This is a genomic window from Opitutaceae bacterium (assembly GCA_015075305.1).
Taxonomy (GTDB): Bacteria; Verrucomicrobiota; Verrucomicrobiia; order Opitutales; family Opitutaceae; genus UBA6669.
Genome location: JABTUS010000011.1, coordinates 13,209 through 38,724, shown reverse-complemented (window position 1 = coordinate 38,724; position 25,516 = coordinate 13,209). Strand labels below are relative to the sequence as shown.

Below are 25,516 nucleotides of genomic sequence, written 5' to 3'. Positions count from 1 at the left end.
CATGAACACCTCAACCGAAGATGAAGGCCTCCTCCAGAAAGAGGCGAAGATGATGAAGCTGGAGCGGCTGATCGCCACCCGGGAGGCGATCTCCACGCGCCCGTTTCCCATCCCGGAGGCTGAACTGCTGGCACGCTATGAACAGCTTTACACCGGTGCCATCAGCGACGTCCTGCGCGAGCATGCCCTTCTCGACCAGGCGATCGGGCAACTCATTCCCCTGCGGCCGGAACGGACCGTCGCCGGCATTGCCTTCACCGTAAAGAGCGCTCCAAGCGTGAAGGTCACTGGCGAGATGACCTACCGCACCCGGATGCTCGAGGACATGCGAGCCGACTCCTTTGTGGTCTGGGACACGAGCAACGACGAAAAGGCAACCTTGTGGGGTGGAGTGATGACCGCCACGGCTGCAGCCAAAGGCATCCGCGGCGCGCTGATTGATGGAGGCATTCGTGACACCCATCAGATCCTGGAGAAGGACTTTCCCGTTTTCTACAGGTATCGCATTCCGAACGGGAGTCTCGGACGCTGCCTTATCACTCACTACCAAGTTCCCATCCTCATCCGCGGCGTGGTGATCAAGCCGGGTGATGTGATTCTCGGTGACATCGATGGTGTTGTTGTGGTGCCGCGGGACCTTGCCTTCGAGATTCTGGTCCGGGCTGAAGAGATCCGAAGCAACGAGAAGAAGATCTTTTCCTGGGTGGCGGAGGGCAGGAGTGTGCGCCAGATCACCGACAAGGGCGGGTACTTTTGATGCGCCCCGAACGACTACGGTGGTTGCTGCTGCTCCTGCTCTTTTTGTCGACGGTGATCAACTACGTCGACCGGCAGTCCCTGTCGGTCCTTATGCCGACACTCCGGACCGAACTAGGATTGTCAGCGGCCGACTACGGCCTTGTCACAACGGTGTTTCTGCTTGCCTACACCGTGGGCCAGCTGGCCGCGGGGGTATGGATTGACCGTGTTGGCACCCGGATTGGTTTCGCGGTGTTCGCCGCAGTTTGGTCAGTGGCTGCGGTGCTGCACGCGTTCACCGCCGGCGTGCTCACGCTCGTTGCCTTTCGCCTCCTGCTCGGTCTGGCTGAAGCGGGCAACTGGCCGGCCGGCACCAAGGCGATTGCGCAGTGGCTCCCGCAAAAGCGGCGGGCGTTTGCCATGGCCGTTTTTGACGGAGGGTCGGCGGTTGGTGCCATTCTGGCGCCGCCACTCGTGGCGTTGCTGGCGCTGCAGTTCAACTGGCGGGTGGCCTTCTTGGTCACCGGCGTGCTCGGCTTCATCTGGGTTGTCGGCTGGCTGACGATTTATGAGACGCCGGACCGTCATCGCTGGCTGGGGAAGGAGGACCGGGTCAGGGTTGCGGTGGAATCAGGTGCCTTGGGCGGTCACACACCTCTCGGGAGCGCGCTGGCGCGTCTGCTTCGCACGCGGGCACTTTGGGGTCTGATGCTGACCCGGTTGCTCGCCACGCCGGTCTGGTGGTTTTACGTGTTCTGGCTGCCCGACTATCTGAGCGAGGCCCGGGGATTCTCGCTCAAAGACATCGGACTCTACGCCTGGATCCCCTATGTCACGGTTGATTTGGGGAAGATGCTCGGCGGTGCGGTCTCCGATCGCCTCCTCTCCCGGGGGCACAACGCGACGTTTGCGCGCAAGAGTATCATGGTGTTCGGAGCGCTGCTCATGGTCGGCGGCGTGAAGGTCGCCGGAGCGGAAAACGCTGCAGTGGCCATCATGTGGGTTTGCATTGCCACATTCGGTTTTGGCTGCTGGAGCGCCAACATCCTCGCTTTGCATGCGGACATCTTCCCGTCCGACAACATGGCCTCTGCGGTTGGTGCGACCGGAACCGCCGCCAGCCTGAGCGGCGCGGCATTTACCTATCTCATCGGGCAGATTGTAGGAAGCGCCGGATACGGTCCTGTCTTCTGGGTGGTCGGCACCACGGCACTGGTCGCCTGCGCCGCACTCCTCTTCGTCCTGGGACGCGTCGAACGACTCCCTACGTCCGCCCCTTCCTCATGAACAGCGCCTGGAACGAACATTTTCTCCTGCAGACGCCCCTTGGTCGGCGGCTCTACCACGAACAGGCGGCGATGCTGCCCATCATCGACTTTCATTCCCACCTGAGTGCACGCGACCTGGCCGCGGACCGGGTGTTTGCGAATTTGACTGAGTTGTGGATTGCGCCGGACCCCTACAAGCACCGCGCCCTGCGTCATCTGGGCGTGCCCGAATCGCTGATCACGGGTTCGTCGTCCGACTACGAGAAGTTCCTCGCCTGGGCTGCATCCTTGCCACGGCTCCTTGGCAACCCGCTTCACCAATGGAGTGACCTGGAGCTGCGCCACACTTTTGGGATCACGCAGGCTCTCGATACCTCCTCGGCCGAAGTCGTTTGGAACCGAACTCTCGACTTGCTCACCCGGCCTTCCCACTCGGCGCGTGCGCTGCTCGCATTGGCCCCGGTCGCCTGCGTCTGCACCTCGGATCGGTTGCTGGATGATTTGGCCGATCACCGGCATCTGGCCGGTAAGCTGAATGCCACTCGGGTTCTACCTTCGATCCGTGCCGATGATGCGCTCGCGGTTCAAAGCCGGGATTTTCCCTCGTGGGTGCAGGCACTGGGCGAGCGCACCCGGGTTTCCATCAATGGACTCGATGATTTTCTGGCGGCAATCGAGGTCCGTCTCGAAGACTTCGCTGTCCACGGATGCGTGCTGTCCGACCACGCACTCGATATGTTCGATTATGCGACCACCCCTGCATCCGAGGCCGACCGGGCCTTTCGCCGCCGACTCGAAGGGAGGGCGCTTGAGCCGGGCGAGGTGCGGGCTTTGCGGTCCCACCTGCTTGCGCACCTTGGCACCTCCTATGGCCGGCGGGGCTGGGCGATGCAGCTCCATCTCGGGGCCCAGCGGGACACGAGCTCCCGGCTGCGCGAGCGGGTGGGTCCCGCCGGTGGGTATGCCACGATTGGACAGCCAGCCAACATTGGCGCGCTCTGTCGCTTTTTTGACGATCTTGAGCGCGAGGGCGTCCTGCCCCGCACGGTGATCTATTCCCTGCATCCGGGAGACTACGCGCCCCTCGCGGCGCTGACCGGCTCGTTCACGGAGGAAGGCGTGGCGGGAAAGGTGCAGTGTGGTCCCGCTTGGTGGTTCAATGATCACGTGCTGGGAATCAGGCACCACCTCGATGCAATTAGCCACTATGGGTTTCTCTCCTCGTTCATCGGCATGACGACCGACTCCCGCAGCTTGGTGTCCATGACGCGCCACGAGTATTTTCGGCGCATCCTCTGCGACTACCTTGGCGAACAGGCGGCCGCCGGCCGGCTCCCGGATGACTTTGCACTTCTCTCCGACTGCGTCCGGCGCATTGCCTACGACAATGCGCGCCATTGGCTGCGTCTTCCTCTGCCCGATTTACGATCATGAGCGACTCGACTTCTTTTTTCGCGGGGAAAACCGCGGTCATTACCGGCGCTGGCGGCACCCTCTGCTCCGTCATCGCACTCCGTCTGGCACAGGAGGGGGCGAAGCTCGCGCTGCTCGGACGGACACTGGCGCCACTTGAGGCCGTTGCGGAGAGAATCCACGCTGCCGGAGGCACCGCGCTGCCGATCGCCTGTGATGTCACTCGACCTGACCATGTGGAGCGGGCGCGGGAAACCGTGTTGCGAAAACTGGGATGCCCTTGGTTCCTTCTCAATGGTGCCGGTGGCAACCAGGCGGCGGCCATAACGTCCACCACCGAATTCACTCCGGCGGAACTAGCCGCGGACCGCACTCCGGAACTGCGAGGGTTCTTCAATCTGGATCCAGCTGTGTTCGAGGATGTCATTCGCATCAACACTCTGGGGACGATGGTGCCGTCGCAGATCTTCGGGCGCGAGATGGCCGCGCTGGGTCGCGGTTCGATTCTCAATTTCGCCTCCATGACCAGTTTCCGGCCCATTACGCGCGTTGCCGCCTACGCGACAGCCAAGGCAGGCATCGTGAACTTCACCGCGTGGCTCGCCGCCTACCTCGCTCCCTCCCACATCCGCGTGAACGGCGTTGCACCGGGCTTCTATGTCAATGATCGCAGCCGCAAGATCCTGCAGAATCCGGACGGATCCCTTTCCGCCCGGGGACGCAACGTCATGAACCATACGCCAAACAAACGGTTTGGTGAGGCAAAGGATTTACTCGGCGGCGTTCTTTGGCTCCTGGACGACGATAAGGCCGAATTCGTCACCGGTGTGACGCTTCCCATCGACGGCGGCTTTCTCTGCTGTCCGGGAGTTTAGCGATTGCCGGACGCGTGGAGACTTGGGGCGGCGGGAGCGGCAGGGTGGCTCGTTGCCGTCCGCGCCGGAGAAGGCGTTGCCCAACCACGGCGCACAGTTGCGGCAGTATTGATGTTCCCTTCGCTCACGCTGTTTTTGCGAATCTGGCTCGCCCTGTGCCCCGGCAGTCTTCAATTTGCGCACCACCCGCCCGGGTGGTGGAATGGCAGACACGACGGTCTTAGAAGCCGTTACCGAAAGGTGTGCAGGTTCAAGTCCTGTCCCGGGCACCAGCTTGGCAGGTGAACCGGCGATCTTGGCGCTATTCCGATGCGACCGGGTTTGAGAGTGTGCCGAGGTGCTCGATCTCGACTTCAACAGTGTCGCCCGGCTTGAGCCAGGCGGGCGGTTTTCTTGCGAAACCTACGCCGTGCGGGGTTCCCGTCAGGATCACCGTGCCCGGTGGAAGCGTGCGGCTGCCGCTGAGGAAACTGACGATGCTGGCGACGTCGAAAACCATGTCGGCGGTGGTCCAATCCTGCCGCACCTCTCCGTTCACACGCGTGATCAGGCGGAGTGCGTTCGCGTTGGGCACTTCGTCGGTCGTCACCAGCACGGGTCCCAGCGGACAGAAAGTGTCGAAGCTTTTCCCGTGGCAGAATTGTCCGCCGCCGAGTTCAAACTGCCAATCGCGCGCGGAGACGTCGTTGGCGATCGTATAGCCGAGCACGTGATCAAGCGCGGCTTCGCGCGAAACATTGCGTGCGCTTCGTCCGATGACGATGGCGAGTTCGCCTTCATAGTCGACCTTTTCACTGGGGCAGGTTCGCGGAAGGACGATCGGGTCGCCGGGATTCTGCACAGCCGAGATCGTCTTCATGAACCACATGGGACGCGCAGGCACTCCCTTGCCGCCCTCTTCCGCGTGTTTCCGGTAGTTGAGGCCTATGCCGATGATGTTGACCGGCGCGATGGGGACGAGGCGCTTTCCCTGCTGAACGACGGATGGCGTCACCTGGTGTTTCCCTGTCAAAGGATCACCGAGGATCGCGCGGGCGGACCCATCGGGCTGCAACGCTGCATAGGCTGGTCCAGTGGCCGTGAGGTGGCGGATGATTCGCATGGAATTGAGGGTTTAAGCGCGTGGAGTTGCGTGGAAAGAAAGAAGACGAGTCATTGAGTCGGGACTTGAAGCCTGAAAAAAGAAGCCAGGCATCGGTCATCGGTGGGCGAACTGGATCGTCCACGCGTCCACATTGGTGTCCCAGTCGATTTTCGGAAAACCCCGCCGGGGCGCAGGCTTGCCGATGATCTTCCGCCGGGTCGGGAGAACGCCGATCGCCCGGCGGTGATGGACACCGTTGGTCAGTTCGACTCCGGAGATGGCAATCTGTCCAAGGCCACGGACGGCGATGCGGAACTTTGCCTCAGGATTCTCAACCGGAACGGCAAATTCCCGCCGGATGCGCGAGCGGGGGCGGGCGGCTTCGGCGCGGAATTCTATCGTGAAGCGCGCGCCGATTTGTTTCCAGGCGCCGTCGCCGGTCTGCTCTTCTACAATCACCTTCTGAAGGGCGGGTGCGAAGGAATGGACGAGAAACTGAAGCTGCCAGAATCCGGCGACGACGGTTTCGCCGTTTGCCATGCTGTAATCCTTGCCAACGCACTTCAGCCAGGCGATCCAGGTATTCAGACGCAGGCGGTCGTTTTCGAGAATGCCCAGGTTTTGCCCGCGCACGCGTGGGTCCCGGGACCGATTCCACATGGCGACAGCGGCGGATCTTCCGTGTTTCAATGCCGCACGAAATTCAGAAGCTTCGTGACGAAGGCTTCGAACAACAGCGATGAATTCCCCGTGGCGGCTTTTCATGTGAAGCCGTCGCAGACGCCAGACTCCGCGCGCGGCGTCTTGAACGAACCGGTCGCGCTCCGCCAGATAGCGTCGAAATGCGATGCTCTGCCGAAAGGGCTCGGGCAGGATGTCGCGCCGCTGCATGCGCGCAAAGAACCGAAGTTCGGCGGTGCTGCGGGCGAAGGGGCTGTGCGTGCTGATGCCGTTCCAGCGCTCGTTGATTTCCCAGCGCGCGTAGCCGCTGAAGGCATGGGCGTCGCAGGACAGCGCGCTGCGTGCCCAGGTCTGACACTGTCGCATGTTCGCACCAGGTTGGGCCAGGCGGAAGCCGTTGGCGAGCATGCCAGTGCCGTCGTCGATTGACGGTTCCCGCCACAGTGTGGCAGCGGCGGCGTCGACCAGCGTTGTGATTTCGATGGCGAGTCGATAAGACTCCCAGGACGTGACAAGGAAGCCGGCAGCCTGGACCTGGTGACAGCGCTTCCACCAGGCGCGAAGGTTCTGAAGGCGATCCGAAAAAACCGGCAGTGGTTCGAAGCGAAACGCTCCGTTCGTCGGGCAGCCCCAGTATTCGATTCCGCGGGCGCGCAGCGACGGTGCGAGGTCGTATTCACGGAAGTTGAAGAGCTCCAGGCGCGGCCGGGATTGAAACGGGTAATAGTACCAATCGTAGGCGGCGATGCCTGCGGGGAGAAGCGGGATGGCTTCGGGGATAAGCGCAAGCATGTCGGCCCACATCCCCATCTTCATTCCCCGCGCGGAGATTCGTTCATGCAGTCGCGTCGCATAGCGCGCGAAATGCGCGGCGAGACCGATGGCCGCGATTTCACGCCTGCTTTCGGGGTGGTGTCCGAGGTGGAAGGACTCGTCGAGACCTACATGGATCTTTCCGGCGCTGCAGAAAACGCGAACATCGTCGAAGAGCTTTTCCGCAATTTCCAGTGTTCGTGGCAGAACGGGGCAGACCTGGCCGCGTTCGAGCGGAGAACCGTCAGGGTGGCGCAGTTCGTTCAGTTCGCGCAGTTCCGGAGTTTTGATGAGGTACTGGGTGTGACCCAGCAGATTGACTATGGGAACGACCTTGATGCCGACCTTGTCGGCGCGCTCGGTCAATCGTGCGAGGTCGCGATGCCTGTACGCGTCGGCGCGCGCAACCGAAGGCAGCGATGGGTATTCCACGGCGTCCTCGAGGTGGAGGTAGAGTTCCTGATAACCCCAATCGGAGTAACGGGGCAGTTGCGCGTGCAGCCAGTCGAGGCGTTCAACCTGTCGGGCAAGATCCCACTGGAATGCGCGGATCATGGAATCGAGCCTGTCACGACGGAGCGTGCCCCTCCAAGGGGGACGATCCGGGTGGCGTGTTGAAAATGGATTTTGCCATTGCGACGGCTTGATATCTGGCTGGCGGCATGCAGGTCGTTGTCCGCCATCTGTTCATTTCTCCCGGGCACAATTTTTTTGGTCACCACGGTCAGCCGGCGGGATTGAATCCGACCCAGGAGGTTTCGGAGGTCATGTGTCGCGCGGGCCGGGGCATCGAGGGCGACCGGTTCTTCGACTACAAACCCGACTACCGGGGTCAGATCACATTCTTCGATCATCAGGTCTATGTTGAATTGAAGCGTCGCTTTTCACTTCCAGATTTGAAACCTGGCGCCTTCCGGCGAAACGTGATGGTGGAGGGGCTCGATCTCATGGCCCATGTGGGTGTGCGCTTCAATCTGGGTGCCGTTGAATTTGAGGGGATGTGCGAATCCGCACCCTGTTACTGGATGGATCAGGCCGCGTGTCCGGGCGCGGAGCAGTGGCTCAAGGGTCGCGGCGGACTCCGCGCGCGGATTCTGCGTGACGGTGCGCTGAGGGTCGGGGCAAACGCGTTTGCGGTTACGAGCGGCCATTTGAGTCGGGCCTGAAACAAGGGTGGTGCAGTGCCATCCTTGTTGTCCGTTTCGGGGTGTGGCTTGACCGACTACCGTCCGCGCTTCTGCGTGATCAAGTGCTCAAGCTTCCGGATGTCTGCAGAGAAAACGCGTATGCCCTCAGCGGTTTTTTCCGTGGCCATGGCATCCTCGTTGAGCGCGAAGCGGAACGACTTTTCATCGAAGGACACCTTTGGCTGCGGATCCTTGGCTGCGTTGGCGACGGAGAGCTTGTGCGCGATGGGCTCCGAGCTCGCTTCGAGCTCCGCCATGAGATTCGGGGCGATCGTGAGCAAGTCGCAGCCGGCGAGTTCCAGGATCTGACCCTTGCTGCGGAAGGACGCTCCCATGATCTCGGTCTTGTAGCCGAATTTTTTGTAGTAGGAATAAATCGCCGTGACGGAGTGCACTCCAGGATCGTCAGCGGGAGCGTATTCCTTTCCTGTGTTCTTCTTGTACCAGTCCAGGATTCGGCCGACGAAGGGAGAAATGAGCTGCACCCTGGCCTCCGCGCTGGCGACCGCCTGCGCGAAGCAAAACAGCAGCGTCATGTTGCAGCGAATGCCCTCCTTTTCCAGTATCTCGGCAGCCTTGATGCCTTCCCAGGTTGAGGCGACTTTGATGAGGACGCGTTCGCGCGGCATGCCGGCGGCCTTGTAGAGGGCGATGATCTCGCGGGCCTTTTCAATCGATCCATCACGATCGAAAGAAAGGCGTGCGTCCACCTCGGTCGAAACGCGGCCGGGAACAATCTTCAGAATCTCCAATCCGAAAAGCACGAGCAGACGGTCGATGATCGATCCGAGGCTTGCGCTGGACGGGGAGTCCTTGACGGCCTTGTCGACCAGGTGGCTGTACTCCGGCATGCCGGCGGCCTTGAGGATGAGCGACGGGTTGGTTGTCGCATCCTGCGGAGAGAAACGCTTGATGGCTCCGAAATCGCCCGTATCGGCGACGACGGTCGTGATTTTTTTGAGTTGTTCGAGTTGATTGGACATGGCGTTTGAAGAGGGGGAAGCCTTTCTGCTTGGAGCAGTTAATCCGTGGACCGGCGCGGTCGCAAATGGTTTCTGGCCCAGGCCATGGCTCCTGCCTCATGCGTAAAAACTCCATCCAGTTGTGCCTCGAAGGCGGCATCCAGAGTTTTTCGGAATGCAGGCCCCGGCTTCTCTCCCAGTTCGATCAGGTGGCGGCCGAGAAGGATTGGTCTTGGCGCCTGCGAGGCGATTTCCAGTGCCCGCGATTTCGATTTCAGTTTTTCGATCAGATTGATTGTCTCGGGTGAGTACAAGGGAGGACGCCCGAACGAATCGGCCAGCATCACAAGAGCCAGATCGTCGATGGTGGCGGGCGTGATTCGCTGGGCCAGCCGCCGAACCTGGGTGTCTCCGAACACGCTTTTCGGTCCACGATGATGGACCATATGATTGACGACGAGCGGCACGACGTGCCCGACAATCAGAGATGGTGCGCCGATTCGCTGGAGAAAGGAGACTGCGAGCGGTTCACCGGCCGCTTCGTGCCCCGGGCTCGTCCAGCGCATGACATTGCGCTTCAGCTCCCTAACGGTTGTGCCGGGCTTTCCAAAATCGTGAGCCAGCACCGCAAGCAGCAGGATGCGACGCCGGTCTGGCGGAGATGCCTTCCAGGAGTCCATCCGGCAAAGGGCGTCGCAACAGTGCTGGGTGTGAACGAAGGCGTCGCCCTCCGGATGCCACTCGGGTTCCTGCGGACAGTTCTGCAGGGCGGCGATTTCCGGGAAATGAACGATCCAGCCCGTCTCGACGAGGACGTTGAGGCCCAGCGACGGCTTGGTGGACTGGGTGGCCCACTTGTCCCATTCCCCCCATACGCGCTCGACCGGAAGTTCCGGATAGCTCGCAACGATGGACGCGCACAACGCGGCGGTTTTGGGTGCGAGGGTGAATTGGAAACGCGCCGCCAGTTGCATGGCGCGCAGGACGCGCAGCGGATCCTCGACGAAGGCCGCGCTGGCATGGCGCAGCCGGCCCGCCCTGAGGTCGGTCTCGCCGCCCAGTGGGTCGATCAGCTTTTCCTCGAACGGGTCCCAGGCGATGGCATTTAGCGTGAAGTCGCGCCGTGCGGCGGCGTCGGCGTCGCTCAGGTTCGGATCGGGCTCGACGGCGAAGCCGCGGTGCCCGGCTCCGGTCTTGGATTCGCGCCGCGGAAGACTGAAGTCATAGTCCGCACCGGATGCTGTGCGAAGTTTGATGACACCGAAGCTGCGGCCGACGACGTCTGTCGAGCCGAATGGGGCGAGGACTCGGTGCAACTGGTCAAAACTGACACCGCTCACCTCGACATCGAAGTCCTTGCAGGCGAGGCCGAGAAGCCAGTCGCGCACGCACCCGCCGACGAGCCGTGGCCTTCCGACGACGCGCACAGCTCGCAGGACGGTCTGAAGATCCTCTGGCAGAATCATGAATCAGGAGCGGGAGGGGATGCGGGTCCTGGCAATGAGCAGCCAGCCGACGATGAGAAGAATTCCGCCCATCGGGGTCAGCGGCCACAGCCAGGACGGTGAGTTCAGGCTCAGGGCGTAGATTGATCCGGAAAAAAGTGTGATGCCGGCGAGCCAGAGGACAACCACGCGACGCCAGGCACGAAGCAGTTTTTCGTCTCCCAGGGAATGCGCGTGTTGGGCGGCTGCCAGGACGGCGACGATGGCCACGGCATGCACGACATGATACAGCGAGGCGGTTTTCCAGGCATCCAGATGCCCTGAGGAAACAAGCCGATCCTTCAACGCATGCGCTCCCATGGCGCCGAGAATGACGGCCGAACTTCCTGACAAGGCGCTCGCCCATTTAAAGAATTTCATGAATTTGTTTGGCTTGGCCCGAGTCCTGCTTAAGGAACCTCGAACCGATTTTCAGGTCAGCGGTTTGCAACCCGTCTTGTCAGGTTGTCAGGAGCTTCACGCTTTACAACCCGGCAATATGGGCGACCTACCGACCATCCTGACTCAATTGGTTCCAGGAAACCAAAGAACAATACCATGAATAAGACCTCCATCATCCTTGCCGCGATCGTCTGCGGCTTGACCACTGTTGCAAAGGCGCAGTCGCCTGTGCAGGAGAGCAAGCTCTCGTATTCCGTCACAGTGGACTTTCCCTATGCGAGCAAGTACGTGTTTCGGGGAATCGAAAAGACAAGGGACACGATTCAACCATCCATCGAGATTACTTCAAAAAGTCTCTATGCCGGTGTCTGGATGAACCAGCCGATCACTGACAATTTGGACAATGAGATCGATTTTTACGCCGGTTACGGAATTCCTCTCAATGACATTTGGAAGATCGATGTCGGCGGCACGTACTACTACTATCCCGAGGCTAACAAATCCGTTTCGATCGAGCACTCGTTCGAGGGCTATTTCGGCATAACGGGAACCGTCGCGGGCTTCACCCCCGGGATCTATGCCTACTACGACTTTGACCTCAAGGAGGTGATTTTCCAGGGGTCGGTCGGGTACAGCATTCCTCTGGCCGACTACGGCACCTCGCTCGATTTCACCGCCACAATCGGACATGATTCGCCGGAGGTTGGTGACGACTATGTCTATTGGGGGGTTGGGGTGAACCTGCCGTTCAAGCTGACTGACAAAGCCACGCTGGTCTTTGGTGGACAGTATGCTTCCAACGATCGTGATGGCTTTGACGACAATATTTTGTGGTTCACAGCCGGGCTGACTGTGGGCTTCTAAGGCGAGTCCATTGTTTTGCCTTTTCCTTGGCAAAACCGACCTGCTGGCGCAGGTCGGTTTTTTTACATTGGGGAAAAGCTGTTGACACCGACGGCTGCAACCGTACCTCTTGGCCCCTTTTCTCATGAAAACGTTCCTCGCCAAAAACGAGACCCTGCCGCAGCCAAAATGGCATCTGATCGATGCCGAGGGAGTCGTGCTTGGCCGTCTCGCCGTGAAGGCCGCCAACATCATCCGCGGTCGCAACAAGCCTTCCTACACGCCCAATGTCGACACCGGCGACTACGTTGTGGTGATCAATGCGGAAAAGGTCGCGCTGACGGGCAAGAAGGAGGAGCAGAACAAGTACATGTTTTTCTCGGGCTTTGTTGGTGGTGAGAGCTATCGTTCCATTCCACAGCAGCGCGAGCGCAATCCCGAGTTCCTGATCGAGCACGCGGTCAAGGGCATGCTTCCGAAGAACCGCATCGCTGCCAAAATGCTGACCAAGCTGCGTGTGTTTGCGGGCCCGAACCACACGCACGAGGCGCAGAACCCCGTCAAGATTTCCGTTTGATTCTGATTTATGAGCGCAACCGCCACCAATGTCTTTTCCGCCACGGGCCGTCGCAAGACAGCCACTGCCCGCGTTCGTCTGCTCGAGGGCTCGGGCAAGCTGCTTGTCAACGGTCGTGACTTCGACAGCTATTTCACCCACGAGAACTTTTCCAAGCAGGCCTACGCTCCGCTTCTGACGGTTGAACTGCGCGACAAGATCGACGTCACCGTCAATGTTGTCGGCGGTGGAGTTTCCGGCCAGGCTGGTGCGACCGCCCATGGTATTGCGCGCGCTCTGCAGAAAATGAATCCGGAATACCGCGCTGCCCTCAAAAAGGCGGGTCACATCACCCGCGATCCGCGCGGCAAGGAACGCAAGAAGCCCGGCCAACCCGGCGCCCGCAAGCGCTTCCAGTTCTCGAAGCGCTGATTCGAGCTCCTCGGTTTTCAAAACTGGCCGCCTGCTTCAACGGGGCGGCTTTTTTTGTGTCCGCCTCCCGCGGCGGTTCTCTTGCGTTTTTGAAATTCATCCTGATTTCTCTTTGTCATGAATGTCGGTGTTGTCGGTGCGTCCGGTTATTCCGGTGAACTCCTGGTCAGGCTTCTGCTCGGGCATCCCCATGTCCGCCTCACGACGGTCACGTCGCGCACGCACGCAGGCAGACCGCTGAGGCAGGTGATTCCGTCGCTGCGGGGCGTCGACCGCGACCTGCATTTCACCGACTCCAACGCCGAAGCCCTGGCGGCGGGCGCGCTGGATCTGCTTTTTCTCGCGCTTCCCCACGGCGCGGCCGCGGATTTTGCGAAGGTGCTGGTGCCCGCGGGCAAGAAGGTCATCGATCTGAGCGCCGATTTCCGGATCGCGCACCTGGCGACTTATGAGCGCTACTACGGCAGGCACCATGCACCGGAACTGCTGCCCCAGGCGCGGTTTGTCCTGCCGGAGCTGACCGCACCGGCATGGAAACAGGAAATCAAGCTGGCGGCATCACCGGGGTGTTATCCCACGAGTGTGTTGGTTCCACTGACACCACTGCTTCGCGACGGACTTGTCGCGCGCGAACACATCGTCGTCAATGCGATGAGTGGCGTGAGCGGTGCCGGACGGAAGGTTGAGGAGGCCTACCTCTACGTCGAGCGCGCCGAGAGTGTGAAAGCCTACGGACTGGTCAAGCACCGGCATCTTGCGGAGATCGAGGAGCAGCTTGCGCTTCACACCGGCGGACCAGCGGTCATCCAGTTCAACCCGCATCTCGTTCCCATGCGGCGGGGTATCGCGACAACCATCACGGTTCCGGCGGCGCACGGCGCGACGGTAGAGTCAGTTTACGCATCCTGGAAAAAGGCCTATGGTGCGGCACCCTTCATCCATGTGTTGCCATCGGGCGAGACGCCTGACACGGCGCATGTTGTCGGCACGAATCGGGTCGACATGTCCGCCGTGCACGATCCCCGGACGGGCAACATGATTCTCACAGCTGCCGAAGACAATCTCTTCAAGGGGGCCAGCGGTCAGGCGGTTCAGATCATGAACCTCTGGCTCGGATTTCCTGAGACGGCCGGATTGATCTGAGTTTCCAATAACCCGGAGCCGCAGGCAGGGGGCACGGCCGGGTGGGTCAGCTGCGGTAATCGGCGTTCTCGCTGACGTACTCGTGGGTGAGGTCGCCGCCATAGACGGTAGCCGCTGCGCCGCCTAGGCCGAGATCCACCGAGATTTCAACCGCACGCTCGTGGGTGGGGTAGTCGATCGGTGGCGTGAAGACGCCTTCCTTGCCGGGTGCGCTCGCGTACAGTTCGGCCTGGCGCAAATGGGCGACCAAGGCTGTTTCCTTGACCGGATTCAGTTGGAATGCGCCGCGGGCGAATATCTCGATCCCCCCGATGGACGCCGAAAGGCGGGACAGATCGACGGGTGGCCCCTGGCTGCCGACCGACTTGCCGATCGCCTGAATGAGGCGCCCCACGTTGGGGTCGTTGCCCGCAATGGCGCACTTGAAGAGTGGAGCGTTGACGACGGCCTTGCCCAATTGAAGGGCAAGCTGGCGGGTTGGAGCGCCGCGGACTTCGACCCGGATGACGTGACGCACACCCTCGCCATTGCGAACCACATCCTCGGCGAGATCCTGGCATACGCGCTTGAGCGAAATCTCGAAGGCTGCGTGATCCGTGCAAGGCACACGACCCGAGGAGACCAGCACAACGGTGTCGGACGTGCTGGTGTCGCTGTCCACACTGATGGTGTTGAAGCTCTCATCCACGACCCGCCTGAGCATGGTGCGAATCGCCTCCCGGGGCACAGCGAGGTCCGTGAGGATGTAAACGAGCATGGTCGCCAGATTCGGCTCGATCATGCCTGCGCCTTTGGCAACCCCCAGGATGCTTCCCTGGCCAAGGGTGGCGCGACGCGCCTTCGGGTAGAGGTCGGTCGTGACTATGCCCTCCGCAAGCGGCACGGCGGAACCGCCAGCCAGTGTTTCCACCGCGCGGGGAAGCGCGCTGATCATCGCGTCGACGGGCAGTCCCCAGCCAATGACTCCCGTCGAACAGGGGAGAACGCAACCGGGTGCAATGCCGAGCAGGCGCGCCACCTCGGCGGAAATCTTCTCGGCGGCTTCGATGCCGCCGGGGGCGCAGACGTTGGAAATCTTGTTGTTGATGAGGATGGCTCCGAGCGCCCGCTCCTCCAGTCGCCTGCGACCCACAATGACCGGGGCGCCGGGAAAGGCGTTTCGGGTGAAGACGGCGGCGAAGTCACCCGAAGGAGTGTCGAGCGCAAGCAGCGTGAGATTCATGCGCGCCGCCTTGGGCGCCTCCTGTGGCATGAATTCGAACCGCGTCGCGCCCACTCGGAAGCCCGCGGGCAGGACAGCCTGGGAGGCAAGCCAGGCGCGGTGTTCGACTCGTGATGAGAATGTCAGGGATGTGCTCGGCACCTCTCACACCTGCGATTTTCGGGCGGGGGAGTGAAGCCGATTTTTTGGACTGGCAAACAAAGAAACCTTCCAGTGGGCGGAAACAATATTGCAGTCCGACGCAATTTTTTGTGGAAAGCGCAGGGGCGGATCCGTAGTCAGTAGGACATTCCGCTGACTCGTGAGCATTTCAGTGATGGCTCTTTTCCATGCACCTGCTTTGAGGCGATCCGCCGTGTGGCGGGTCGTGCCAGCGTGATTCTGAATGAACGTCTCTGAAATCACAGCCAAGGCCGAGGTGCTGCTCGAGGCCCTTCCCTACATCCAGGATTTTCGAGGCTCCATCTTTGTGGTCAAGTATGGTGGAAGCTTCATGGACGATCCCGACCCGGTCATACGCACGCGTGTCGCATACGACATCGCCTTTCTCGCGGCCTGCGGCATCAATGTCGTTGTCGTGCACGGCGGGGGCAAGGCGATCACCAAGGCGATGGAGGGATCGGGGCTCGCCGCGAAGTTTGTCAATGGACTCCGGGTGACCGATGCCGCGACGGTGGCGATCGTGAAGAAGACACTGGATGAAGTCGTCAACAAGGAGGTCTGCGACGCCATTTCCCTGGCTAAGGGGAAACCGAAGGGCCTTCCTGGCGATTCCGTGCTGGTGTGCCAGAAGCTGACGACGGATGACGAAGGCCGACCGGTCGACCTCGGTTTTGTTGGCGAGGTCACCGAAGTGAAGGTCAAGCTGATCAAGAAGGAGATCGCGGATGGATTTGTGCCGGTGATTTCGCCGGTGGCGGAGGGGTATGACGGCATGCCGTACAATGTGAATGCCGACCTCGTGGCCGGTCGCGTGGCCAGCGCCCTGCATGCGCGGCGTCTGGTTTATATGAGCGACGTCCCCGGCCTGCTTTCCGCCCCGCCGGATCCGGAGTCGCTGATTTCCACCCTCAAGATCTCCCAGGTTGACGCGCTCAAGCAGAAGGGCGTCGTCGACAAGGGAATGCGCCCGAAGGTCGGCAGTGCGATCCGGGCTCTGCAGGAAGGCGTGCAGCGCGTGCATTTCATCGATGGCAGGCTGGCGCATTCGCTATTGCTGGAGATTTTCACCGACAAGGGCATCGGAACGGAGATCGTGCACGGATAGCAGGAGAGTTCGCCTCCCGGCGAAACTGATTCTTCAGGGCCCGCCAGCAGTTTTGTTCACCATGCAACCCACCGTTGTCCGCACCTCAACCGCCGATCTCTATGATGCGCATGTTCTCAAGAACTATGCGCGCGCTGCGCTCACGCTGGTGCGCGGCCGCGGGGCGCGCGTTTGGGATGACCAGGGCAACGCGTATCTGGATTTCACGTCGGGCATCGCCGTCAGCGCCCTCGGGCACTGTCACCCGCACTGGGTTTCGGCCGTGCAGCGCCAGGCTGCGGAACTGATTCACACGAGCAATCTGTTTCGGAATCCGAATCAGGCGGAGCTGGCGCGCCGGCTGATCGGCTACGCGGGCCCCGGTCGCGTCTTTTTCTGCAACAGCGGAGCGGAGGCCAACGAAGGCCTGCTCAAGCTTGCGCGCCTGCACGGCATGAAGAAGGCCGGAGGAGAGGAAGGCCGGATTTTTCATGTCATCGCGGCGAAGCAGGCGTTTCACGGACGCACCTTCGGCGGGATGAGTGCAACCCCGCAGGAGAAGATCCAGAAGGGCTACCGCCCGCTGGTGCCGGGCTTCGCCTTTGGTGAACTCAACAAGCTGGAAACTTTTGAGTCGCTCGTTGGCGATCATACTGCGGCGATATTCCTTGAGACAATCCAGGGCGAAGGAGGCGTGCATGCGTGCACTCCTGAATTCCTCCGTGGAATCCGCAGGCTTTGCGACCAGCGCAACCTGCTCCTGATGCTGGATGAAGTGCAGTGTGGCGTCGGAAGGACCGGCGCATTTTTTGCGTTCGAGCACGCTGGCATACGCCCCGACGCCATTGGCATGGCGAAGGGCCTGGGCGGTGGGTTCCCCATCGGCGCCATCTGGGTCGGCGAGAAATCGGCCGAACTCTTTCAACCCGGATCGCACGGATCTACGTTCGGCGGCACGCCGCTCGCCTGTGCCGCGGGGCTCGCGGTGCTCGATGTGATCGAGCGCGAAGGCCTGATGGAGCGAGTGCGGCTGAATTGCGTGGCCTGGATCGCCGACTTGAAGGCACTCGCCGCGGATTTTTCCAGCCAGATCACCGGAGTGCGTGGCTACGGCTACCTGGTGGGACTCCAGCTCACAAGCGACCCGTCTCCCTACGTAACCGCCCTGCGCGAGGCCGGACTGCTGGTCCCCTCCGCCGGAGGAAACGTGATTCGCCTCCTCCCTCCCCTGACCGCGACCCCTGAAGAACTCTCCCTATCGATTCAAGCTCTCCAATGCGTTTTCAAGTCCAAGTCTTGATTTGATCGCAAGGCTGTCCAAGATGGGAGGGAGGCAGGGAATGTGCATTGGAACGGGCCCACTCCCACGTACGGCACATTCGTGAGCTCGTTGACTCCGCACGACAGCCCCCGCACAAAACCATCACGGGTCGAGACGTTCTTTCGCAGGCCCCAATTGCACCTGTGCCCGCGGGGATTCTTCAGCAATTCGCCAAACGGCGTCCGAATGCCACCCGGATCGCCGCTCCGCAGGCTGCGATCGTACATGACCTTTTCCATGTTTCCAAGCACCTCAACGAGTCGGTCGACCAGAGCCGCCGGCAGGAGGCGGCCAAGCTGGCCGAAAAGGGCGACGAGACCCTCAAGCAGACTCGGTATCCTTGGCTGCATGGCATCGTGAAGGAAAAGCATCAGGCCAGCTGCGCCGAGCTGCTGGAAATGAACCTGAAGACCTCCCGGGCCTGGTTGTACAAGGAGCAGATGCTGGAGTTCTGGAGGCAGCCGGACACGGCCAGCGGCGAACGCTTCTTCTCCCAGTGGTACCGCACCGTCAAGCGCAGCCGTTTGCCGAAGGTGATGGCCGTGGCCCGCACCCTCAAAAGCCATCTGGTGAATCTTCTGACGCACTTCCAGCACCCGATCACCAATGCCCTCACCGAGGGCTTCAACTCCAAGATCCAAGCCATCAAGGCCGATGCCCGCGGCTTCCGCCGCTTCGAAAACTACCGCGCCCGCATCCTCTTTTTCCTGTGGCAAGATCGACCTCGCGCCCCTTCTTCCCTCAGGCGCTACCCACACGATTCCGTGAAGAACCATGCAAAAGCAGTTTTGTTCTCAATATACCCGTTGCATCTTTACACAATTCGCATAGAATCAGCTGCTCTTCGATTCCGAATCCTTTTGGTAGCCTGAGCATGAGCTGTAATTGGTCCAAAGGTAGAACCAGCTCAGCTCTTCTACCATCATAAGTTGGCTTTTCGGCCCGACGTAGGCGAAGCTCGTTCAGTAGACGTAAATTGATGTTTAGACAGCTTGCAAATAGTATTCGAATCGCCGAAAAACTTTCCCCGTTGCGGCACTTATCAACTGCCCATAGTCCATCGTTGTATGCGATGCGAGACAAATACTCAACTTCATTGTCCGAAAGTCTGGGAATAGAAATTTCCCGAACAATCCTTCTATAAAATAGCTCCCATCTGTGGCCACCCTTAATTATCCTAAATCCAGAACCAATTATTAGTACTAGCGGGCTCAACATGTCGGCTAACCATTTGGACGCCTTATGAAGATCAAAAGCCACGCAGGCGCACGCTAGCTCCATTCTAAATTGTGAAACAAACACTATATCTGCAGACCCCAATCGACTACGCAGTTCAAATTTCCGAGCACCGCCTAAGGCAGGTCGTTCCGACAATTCCTCCAAATGGTTTTTAAATACAGTAGAAATCCAAGGCCGGAGGTTTAGCCATGCATGTCTGTTCGCTATAATCTGAAAATCGAAATCCGACAAATCGCCTGCGAATCCTTTGATTTGAGATCCAAAGATGAGTGAAGCGGGTAGACATTGATTCCCTGCGATCATATATAGCAGGCGGTTCGCGAGGCAGTTCTCTACCATTGGTGTAGTGAAATCAATATTTCCTGTCCCTCAAACCCAGGGCCTGCATGAATAGATCCTCGATGCAATCTAATAATTTCACGCGCAATAAATAGCCCGATGCGCCCCTGAGTTGGGGGCGCATTAGCTGGGCGCTCAGGCAGAATCCCTTCAAGCTCCATATCCTTACCTCGAATTGATATCAGTGCAAGAGCATTGGGTCCTTCACCAGCAGATCGCAATTGAATTGCAAGCTTGTGGCGAGAACTGTTCTCGCGCAGATTCACAAGGACGCCAGCGATTATTGCGTTGAGTGCGAATTCTATCAGATGCGGCACAACGAATAATGAAAAAGAATCAGTAGAGAGATCAAAATCGATGGACGACTCCTGCGCGATGGTACGAATGAGGGGCACGATGTCCGTCAATTGTGGACTCACATCGCTAATTGACGCCAATTGCGCCAATTCGCTATTCAACTCCCGTAGGCGATCTACGTCTCCCTCCACAATGTGTCTCAGCGTATCAAGATTGAGTAACGAACTATTTATCTTCGAAAATGTCGAGAGAGAAATCAGCGCATTGCCAATTTCGTGATTTAGAATGAGCGCAATATCCCTCAGCGTTGCAATTCGCTCCCTTTTAGCATTTGCTGCCTGGAAATCTAGCTCTACAGCAGCTTCGTCCCAAGATGCCCAAGTGCCCTTGATCCCCGGAACAAACCCAGCGCCTATTCTCAGCGGTTGGTCTTCAGTCGGGTAAACTCTCCTTGTATCTCGTTCTCTCCGAACCTGCCCGATCAATGCTCTCACAGCTAACGGTATTGTTCTTTCCGGCTCTTCATTCTCGTAAAGCATGAGGGAGTTGGGAAGATATCCAGCAAACTGACTAATTCGGTTATCGCGTTCAATTAGGCGCTCAAAATCTCGACAGCATATCAGACAATGCTTGAAACATTTAGCGAGGGTATGCGCGCGTACCTTTTCATTGACATCAAATGGATGGCCGTCATCTCGCACACCACAAACTATCAAGCCATGCAAGAGGCCGTTATCATGAATAGGGACAATCAATCTTGCATGCCACAATGCCAGATGATTGCGTGCGCTCAACTCTGCGATAGGATCAACTGGGCCGGTCCAAGTTATCCCATCCAAAACAACTGGGTTTCTCGCTAGAAACCCGATCAATGGATCTACGTCAGATAGAGGAGCTGAGCCCCGATCTGAAGAGAATCCGGAACCTCCTCGCAAATAGAATTCGACATAGGAGACTCCCAGAACTCGCCTGATAGTGCGTCTAAATTCACGAAGCAATTCTTCTCGCGACCTAACGCTCGACAAAATACCGTCCAGCAGGCCCTCCATATCGAACTCATCGAAGGCGCTAACACTGCTAACTCTAGAGTTGGGAGTATTAGAATTGGCCTGTCGCAACTTTGAAATCAGAATTTCTTCACGGGAACCCTGTTCTAAGAGCCTTAGGAAGATCGGGACCATTTCTCGCAACCGGCATGTACTTTCGGTGTATGTGAAGGAGAAGGTGATCCGTTGATCAGATCTTAGATCCTCAAACCTACGGGAGTAAGGCTCGCCGACAACTACTATGACACTCGAAGCGAAACGGATTGTAGGAAGCACCGCCTCCCACAGTAACTCGTCGACGATATAAAGGGTTGGTATACTAGCCCCCACCTGGGGTGAACCGAATTCATCACCAAAGCCACCTAAGCCTTCAGGCAGTTGGGCCCGCCATGACTTCAAAAGGGAAGGATTTCGGGAAGCTAATCTAACTGTACTTTGCATGGAAAGAAGACACGAAATACTGCTCCCTTGCCTTCTAGATATGGATCAACAGAGAGTCTTGCGCCCTGATCCGAAAGAATATTACTACTCAGAGCAAGCCCTAAACCGAAGCCGGTAGACTTAGTCGTGTTGAAGGTCTCAAACAAACGTTCACGGGCTTCTGGCCTAATTCCCGGGCCGTTGTCTTTGATCACGAGCTCAGCGCCACCTAGACGAATTGTATATTCGATCTCAACCCAGCGATGCCTTGATTGCTGGGCTTGCGCTTGAATTGCGTTCAAACAAAGGTTAATAAAAACCTGCCTAAAGGAACTTGAATCCACATCAATACAGATTTTAGAACTGCTTTCTGTCAACCGAATTTCCACGCTATCTTTATCTGCTTGGTAGCGTATCAGTGGTAACGATGATTCGATTAGATCACTGATTGGAAAAGATTTAATATCATATTTTCTCGGAGAGGCTAAATCTAGTAGCTGTTCCGTTAGTCTCTCAATTCGTTCAATTTCTCCTGACATTAGGGGAAAGAAGAGTTCTCGAAATTGGGATTCTGCATATTTCGAAGGTAGGAGTTGTACCAAGGCCTTCATTGCAACAAGCGGATTGCGAATTTCATGTGCGATTCCTGCTCCCAATATGCCCAAGATAGCGAGGCGTTCAGCTCTTTTTGTTTTGAGTGCTAAATAAGATCTAGCGAGTGATTCCTCAATCTGGACAGCAGTATCGATAAGAAATTCAATTTCATGATGTACATAGGGGCGGCCTGAATCACGCACTCCTAAAGCAATAGTGATTTGTAGTGTCTTGCCTTCAACATGGACAAGCGCAGCGATGGCCGATTTAGTAAGGAATTTCGCCAGTGAGCCTCGCCGGTCGCTAGTTCTCTCGCGACTGAGGCGTTCGGGTGTTGCCCAGTGAATGCGTTGGAGTTCCTCCAGTTCAGCCTTCCCAAGCTGAAAGCCATTTTGCCGAAATTGATTGTCCTCACAAATGACACCCAACTGTGCGCAAGTAGATTGGGACCATTCTCGTAGTATTGTTTCATATTGAAAAATTTGTGTCTCGAAGTCTTGTCCACCTTCTCTTCTCAAATGAACGGCCTCTCGAATTCTAGTATATAGAAAACTTGGGGAGAATAATGAACCAAGAAATGAATCTAGTCGATAGGCAAAGCCAAGAATCGCTGCCGTTGTTATTGCGAAAGCAAATGGCTCACTAATCACTAGGCGGACAAGCTGGTCGGAGATATATCCGATACCTGAAACGATAACAATAAGGATGAATCTCCTACAAGCTAACTGAAGCAAGAATGACGCATCGAAAATCTTATGCGTAGTGATAGATGCGACGGTCAATGCATAAAATGAAACTATTATAATCGGTTGTATTCGGATATAAGTTCGACTTTCTGTCGCAATGCCAATAAGCATAAGGAGCAATATAGCAGCTCCTGTCAAGCATCCACCAAATAGGAGTATTTGGAGTTCAATGTTCGCTATTCCTTTGAGTGCTCTTAGCTTGACAATAGTACCACGACATAGTTCAGCATAGGACGCGACCTGGAGTAGAAAGTATATATAGAAAGCGCTGCCGTAAATCCTATGGGAAGCAGTTGAGTGTGCTGGAATAAATTGGTAGGTGGTTGGTAGAATGCACATGAGCAGGCCAACTACAAGCCAGCCTGCCAAATGTCGTGCGCTGCACTTTGGTGGACCTGGGTTTGAGGCAGCGGCTTCTCTCAATAAGAAGAGGTGTAGGGGAATTAGGCCGGCGATAGCGCAGCTCGCTCTCATCCAGATCAAGCCTGGATTGGCGGTGAGTGCTAAGAAGAGAGAAGCGAGCCAGAAAGAAACATGAACGGATAATGAAAGAAAGTACCGATTGATCAGCCTATTAGGGTTAGAGTGGAAGGCTAGGCCCCCAATATAAAGCGCTAGGACGGCCGCAACTACAGTGGGAGCTTCTATTATTGACTTATCAACAAACATGAATTCGCTCCTGATATACCATGCGTGTTGACAAGACAATTCTTATGACCCACCGCCCGAGGCACCGAACTAAGATTTAGATTGCAGTCAGGGTCCCGAAAACTCCAGTTGACAGTCGGTGGTATTACCGCGGCATCAATACAACAGGCAGCGGCGCCTGCTTGTATTGCCCCTGCTGCACCCAGGGGATTTCCGATTGCGCCTTTGATGGAATAGACAGGAATATTGGCGATAGAACTCTCGAATAGCAATCTAATTGCTCGGGCTTCTTGCTTATCAATCTCGCGATGGCCGGGACCCCAGGCGCTGATCGCTTCGACCTCTGATGGCGCAATTGCTGCTGAGGATAGGCACTCTTTCATAGCATGGAACAAGCCGCTGCAAGGAGTTTCTTTATAGTCACCCGCTGAGGCATATCCATCGATGTATGCGTATGCTTTACGTGGGCTTTCATTGGGTTCAAGTACGAGCATGCAGCTCCCTTCTCCAATTGCACCAGTCGTTCGCCAAAGATCGAACGGACGACATTGATTTTCCGGGAGGTATTGGTTGGAAGATGAAAGACCAGCCATTCTCAGTTCTAGCATAGGATGTAAGAACAGAGGTGCTTCAGTACCGCCACAAATAGCAATGTCTACTTCTCTTCCAAGCACAGCTTGCAATCCATGTCCTATGGCATCTATTCCCGAGCAACATGCACTTTGGTAGGTCATCGATGCAACGCTTTGCATCTTTAGGAATTGTGCAATTGCAGACGCGATTGAGCTGGGTGAAGCAGATGCAATAGCTGATGGTAGCCCAGCTATCGGTCCTTTCCGCGAAATCAAGTCAATGGTCCTATTTATTGAACCAAAATCCATGAGCGCTGCTCCGACGTGTAGGCCGATCTTCGATGATGCCAATTCTCCAAGACCAATTTTTGCATCTGCGAGTGCTTGCATGACTGCTACCAGTGCAAACTGAGTATGACGGGGCATTTTTCTGAGGATAGGTTGGTGTAGAAGATGCTCAGGTGAGAAATCACTGACTTCGGCTGCAATAAATGGTCCAGCCTCCTCAATGAAGCGTTTGATACTTCTGACCTTGCTTTCTCCGCTGAGCAAGGCAGATAGAAATGATGAGCGCCCGATCCCCAATGGAGTAACGGGACCTATGCCTGTAATCTTGACTCTGCGCCGCTTCATTTGTGAGTCCTGTACTCGTCTTATAGGCGAGTCATGAGCGGGATCTATTCGGGTACAGCGGGGAACACCAAGTGTGAGGTTGTTCCTTTTGCAGGGAGCGAGTCGAGTGTAAGCGTTGCACCATGAGCTCCTAAGAGATGGCGACAGATTGATAATCCAAGTCCCGTACCATTTACCTTAGTTGTAAAGCCACCTCTTAGAGCATTTCTCATCGTTTCTGCGTCCATTCCAGTTCCATTGTCGACTATCATAACGTCGACATTCTCGTCTAAGGTCTTTATGGATATTTCAATTCTGGTTGCATTGGCTTCTAAAGCATTCTTGAATAGGTTCTGGAATACCCGTGCGAGCTCAAATCGAGCGCCCTTGATCCACGCATTATCGTCCCCGGTTACTTCAAGCGCGCCGTTACCGAAGAAGATTACATGTTTAACCTCTTTTACCACAGAAACTAGATCGATCTGAGTAAATTCAGTGGTTTTTCGGGACGCCTGCCGCCAGTTGTCGGCGAGATGGTGGCAATATTCAGCCGCCTTTTCAACAATAACCGAATATCCCTTCAGCTTATCTGCACGCTCGGGGTGTTGACGAGCGATATCTTCGGCTTCTTCTACCAACAAGCCGGCGTATCCGATCATGACCGTCAATGGATTCGCTAGATCATGGACCAACTCGACTGCCGCTCTTGCTTGCCAAACATGAGGCTGCTTTTCGGAAATTTCGCGGCGAAGCGCGGCATTCATGTCCAATGCTTCCCGAGACATCCTAGCGTGGTGGCGCCGTTCGATGGTCTGTGCCGCATTATTTTTTACGGCAGCTATCAGTTCGTGAATATCGGGGGGTTTTCTCAGGTATTGATTGGCCCCTCCCAAGATGGCCTGTTGGGCGGTTGCGAGCGTGCCATAGCCGGTCAACATGATGACCGAGACTTCTCGATCAATCTTGCGTATTTCCTCCAAGGCCCGGATACCATCCATTTCCGGCATTCGGATGTCTAACACGATCGCTGCATAGCTTCGAGCTCTTAGCTTAGATAATGCCTCCATAGCCCGCTCTGCAGTGTCGACTGAAAAATCCGCCGACAATGTAAAAGCGATCGACTCCCTAGGGCCGTATTCGTCATCCACTACCAAAACTAGGGGCTTTTCCGCAGCGCTGGTGTTCAAGGGTCTGCGTAAGGTTTCCGTCTGCAGCAAATGGAATTTCCCTCAAATTCACACTTCAACAAGCGGGACGCTTACGGCGTCCAGTTTCTGCGTGGATTTCGAGGCGGTGTCAAGCGATGCATGGGCAAAATGGGCTGGAGTGTCAT

Annotated in this window: 22 protein-coding genes and 1 tRNA gene; 13 read left to right on the top strand and 10 right to left on the bottom strand. The window is 57.4% G+C overall.

The window, feature by feature from the left end:
* Position 1 precedes the first annotated feature (1 nt).
* The 5 genes from HS122_18710 to HS122_18690 all read left to right on the top strand — a co-directional run bounded on the left by HS122_18710 (position 2) and on the right by HS122_18690 (position 4,566).
* On the top strand, positions 2–757 hold the full coding sequence (locus HS122_18710) for an RraA family protein (GenBank protein MBE7540425.1): 756 nt from the start codon (positions 2–4) through the stop codon (positions 755–757).
* A complete protein-coding gene (locus tag HS122_18705) occupies positions 757–2,025 on the top strand; it encodes an MFS transporter (protein ID MBE7540424.1) in 1,269 nt (422 codons plus the stop codon). Before HS122_18710 ends, HS122_18705 begins: the two co-directional genes overlap by 1 nt.
* Complete coding sequence (gene uxaC / locus HS122_18700) at positions 2,022–3,440, top strand: glucuronate isomerase (protein MBE7540423.1); 1,419 nt, start codon at positions 2,022–2,024, stop codon at positions 3,438–3,440. Before HS122_18705 ends, uxaC begins: the two co-directional genes overlap by 4 nt.
* Complete coding sequence (locus HS122_18695) at positions 3,437–4,294, top strand: SDR family NAD(P)-dependent oxidoreductase (GenBank protein MBE7540422.1); 858 nt, start codon at positions 3,437–3,439, stop codon at positions 4,292–4,294. The genes uxaC and HS122_18695 overlap by 4 nt, the downstream gene beginning before the upstream one ends.
* A gap of 188 nt (positions 4,295–4,482) precedes the next feature.
* Positions 4,483–4,566, top strand: a tRNA-Leu gene (locus tag HS122_18690).
* Positions 4,567–4,595: 29 nt separating this feature from the next.
* Here HS122_18690 and HS122_18685 read toward each other — a convergent pair.
* On the bottom strand, positions 4,596–5,396 hold the full coding sequence (locus HS122_18685) for a fumarylacetoacetate hydrolase family protein (protein ID MBE7540421.1): 801 nt from the start codon (positions 5,394–5,396) through the stop codon (positions 4,596–4,598).
* A 96-nt stretch (positions 5,397–5,492) separates the two neighbouring features.
* Positions 5,493–7,427: a family 20 glycosylhydrolase gene (locus tag HS122_18680; GenBank protein ID MBE7540420.1), complete on the bottom strand. Its 1,935-nt coding sequence runs from the start codon at positions 7,425–7,427 to the stop codon at positions 5,493–5,495.
* 107 nt (positions 7,428–7,534) lie between these two features.
* On the opposite strand from HS122_18680, the gene HS122_18675 reads away from it, so the two are divergent.
* On the top strand, positions 7,535–8,038 hold the full coding sequence (locus HS122_18675) for a molybdenum cofactor biosysynthesis protein (protein ID MBE7540419.1): 504 nt from the start codon (positions 7,535–7,537) through the stop codon (positions 8,036–8,038).
* A 56-nt stretch (positions 8,039–8,094) separates the two neighbouring features.
* On the opposite strand, the gene tal is transcribed toward HS122_18675, so the two are convergent.
* From tal to HS122_18660, 3 genes are read right to left on the bottom strand one after another with little or no spacing between them, the layout of a single operon-like run.
* Positions 8,095–9,042 carry a transaldolase gene (tal, locus tag HS122_18670; protein ID MBE7540418.1) on the bottom strand — a complete coding sequence of 316 codons (948 nt, stop codon included), beginning with the start codon at positions 9,040–9,042 and terminating at the stop codon, positions 8,095–8,097.
* 38 nt (positions 9,043–9,080) lie between these two features.
* The gene (locus HS122_18665) at positions 9,081–10,487 is read right to left on the bottom strand and encodes a polynucleotide adenylyltransferase (GenBank protein MBE7540417.1); all 1,407 of its coding nucleotides are present in this window, start codon (positions 10,485–10,487) and stop codon (positions 9,081–9,083) included.
* Positions 10,488–10,490: 3 nt separating this feature from the next.
* Entirely contained in the window at positions 10,491–10,886 is a 396-nt protein-coding gene (locus tag HS122_18660; protein MBE7540416.1) for a DUF423 domain-containing protein, read from the bottom strand.
* A gap of 177 nt (positions 10,887–11,063) precedes the next feature.
* Here HS122_18660 and HS122_18655 point away from each other — a divergent pair, with 177 nt between their 5' ends.
* The 4 genes from HS122_18655 to HS122_18640 all read left to right on the top strand — a co-directional run bounded on the left by HS122_18655 (position 11,064) and on the right by HS122_18640 (position 13,881).
* Positions 11,064–11,771 carry a hypothetical protein gene (locus tag HS122_18655; protein MBE7540415.1) on the top strand — a complete coding sequence of 236 codons (708 nt, stop codon included), beginning with the start codon at positions 11,064–11,066 and terminating at the stop codon, positions 11,769–11,771.
* Between the two features lie 124 nt (positions 11,772–11,895).
* A complete protein-coding gene (gene rplM, locus HS122_18650; protein ID MBE7540414.1) occupies positions 11,896–12,327 on the top strand; it encodes a 50S ribosomal protein L13 in 432 nt (143 codons plus the stop codon).
* Positions 12,328–12,336: 9 nt separating this feature from the next.
* A complete protein-coding gene (gene rpsI / locus HS122_18645; GenBank protein MBE7540413.1) occupies positions 12,337–12,738 on the top strand; it encodes a 30S ribosomal protein S9 in 402 nt (133 codons plus the stop codon).
* Between the two features lie 117 nt (positions 12,739–12,855).
* Positions 12,856–13,881 (top strand): N-acetyl-gamma-glutamyl-phosphate reductase, encoded by a 1,026-nt coding sequence (locus tag HS122_18640; GenBank protein ID MBE7540412.1) that lies wholly within the window; start codon positions 12,856–12,858, stop codon positions 13,879–13,881.
* A gap of 46 nt (positions 13,882–13,927) precedes the next feature.
* On the opposite strand, the gene HS122_18635 is transcribed toward HS122_18640, so the two are convergent.
* The gene (locus tag HS122_18635; GenBank protein ID MBE7540411.1) at positions 13,928–15,244 is read right to left on the bottom strand and encodes a bifunctional ornithine acetyltransferase/N-acetylglutamate synthase; all 1,317 of its coding nucleotides are present in this window, start codon (positions 15,242–15,244) and stop codon (positions 13,928–13,930) included.
* Positions 15,245–15,488: 244 nt separating this feature from the next.
* On the opposite strand from HS122_18635, the gene argB reads away from it, so the two are divergent.
* The 3 genes from argB to HS122_18620 all read left to right on the top strand — a co-directional run bounded on the left by argB (position 15,489) and on the right by HS122_18620 (position 18,542).
* Complete coding sequence (gene argB, locus HS122_18630; protein MBE7540410.1) at positions 15,489–16,370, top strand: acetylglutamate kinase; 882 nt, start codon at positions 15,489–15,491, stop codon at positions 16,368–16,370.
* Between the two features lie 61 nt (positions 16,371–16,431).
* On the top strand, positions 16,432–17,649 hold the full coding sequence (locus tag HS122_18625) for an aspartate aminotransferase family protein (GenBank protein MBE7540409.1): 1,218 nt from the start codon (positions 16,432–16,434) through the stop codon (positions 17,647–17,649).
* Positions 17,650–17,813: 164 nt separating this feature from the next.
* Positions 17,814–18,542 carry a transposase gene (locus HS122_18620; protein ID MBE7540408.1) on the top strand — a complete coding sequence of 243 codons (729 nt, stop codon included), beginning with the start codon at positions 17,814–17,816 and terminating at the stop codon, positions 18,540–18,542.
* 699 nt (positions 18,543–19,241) lie between these two features.
* On the opposite strand, the gene HS122_18615 is transcribed toward HS122_18620, so the two are convergent.
* The 4 genes from HS122_18615 to HS122_18600 all read right to left on the bottom strand — a co-directional run bounded on the left by HS122_18615 (position 19,242) and on the right by HS122_18600 (position 25,370).
* Positions 19,242–21,032 carry a HAMP domain-containing histidine kinase gene (locus tag HS122_18615; protein MBE7540407.1) on the bottom strand — a complete coding sequence of 597 codons (1,791 nt, stop codon included), beginning with the start codon at positions 21,030–21,032 and terminating at the stop codon, positions 19,242–19,244.
* On the bottom strand, positions 21,011–22,462 hold the full coding sequence (locus tag HS122_18610) for a hypothetical protein (protein ID MBE7540406.1): 1,452 nt from the start codon (positions 22,460–22,462) through the stop codon (positions 21,011–21,013). Before HS122_18610 ends, HS122_18615 begins: the two co-directional genes overlap by 22 nt.
* Positions 22,463–22,998: 536 nt before the next feature.
* Entirely contained in the window at positions 22,999–24,204 is a 1,206-nt protein-coding gene (locus HS122_18605; protein MBE7540405.1) for a hypothetical protein, read from the bottom strand.
* Between the two features lie 44 nt (positions 24,205–24,248).
* Positions 24,249–25,370, bottom strand: a complete 1,122-nt coding sequence (locus HS122_18600) for a hybrid sensor histidine kinase/response regulator (GenBank protein MBE7540404.1) — start codon at positions 25,368–25,370, stop codon at positions 24,249–24,251.
* Between the last annotated feature and the right edge of the window lie 146 nt (positions 25,371–25,516).